Origin of the sequence: Streptomyces sp. NRRL B-24484 (assembly GCF_000717715.1) — a bacterium.
Lineage (GTDB): Bacteria > Actinomycetota > Actinomycetes > Streptomycetales > Streptomycetaceae > Kitasatospora.
On record NZ_JOAI01000143.1, the window covers coordinates 1 to 640 of the forward strand.

General features: G+C 73.9%; 1 protein-coding gene. It reads left to right on the plus strand.

The features are described from left to right. Positions 1–640: alcohol dehydrogenase catalytic domain-containing protein (locus tag IE98_RS0141665; protein WP_159401272.1), on the plus strand; the 640-nt coding region annotated here is incomplete at both ends.

The following is a 640-nucleotide window of genomic DNA, read 5'->3' on the forward strand; positions in this document are numbered from 1 at the left end:
TGCGTGCCACCGTGATCCACGGCCCCAACGACATCCGGATCGAGGAGGTGCCGGACCCGGTCGTGCAGCGGCCGACCGATGCCGTGGTGCGGGTGGTGAACGCCTGTATCTGCGGGAGTGACCTGTGGGCGTACCGGGGGGTGGCGTCCCGGGTGGCCGGTCAGCGGATCGGTCACGAGTTCCTCGGCGTCGTGGAGGAGGTCGGCTCCGGGGTGACGGGATTCACGCGCGGCGACTTCGTGGTGGCGCCGTTCGTGTGGTCCGACGGCACCTGCGACTACTGCCGGGAGGGTCTGCACACCTCCTGCCCGGAGGGCGGCTTCTGGGGCGAGGTCGGCTCCGACGGCGGTCAGGGCGAGGCGGTCCGGGTGCCGTTCGCCGACGGCACGCTGGTGAAGCTGCCGAAGGAGGCGGCCGGTGAGGAGAAGCTGCTGCCCGGTCTGCTGGCGCTGTCGGACGTGATGAGCACCGGCCACCACGCGGCGGTCGCCGCGCGGGTGCGGCCGGGTGCGACCGTGGCGGTGGTCGGCGACGGTGCGGTCGGCCTGTGCGGGGTGCTGGCCGCGCACCGCCTCGGTGCGGGGCGGATCATCGCGCTCGGCCGGCACGAGCAGCGCACCGCGATCGCCCGCAGCTTCGG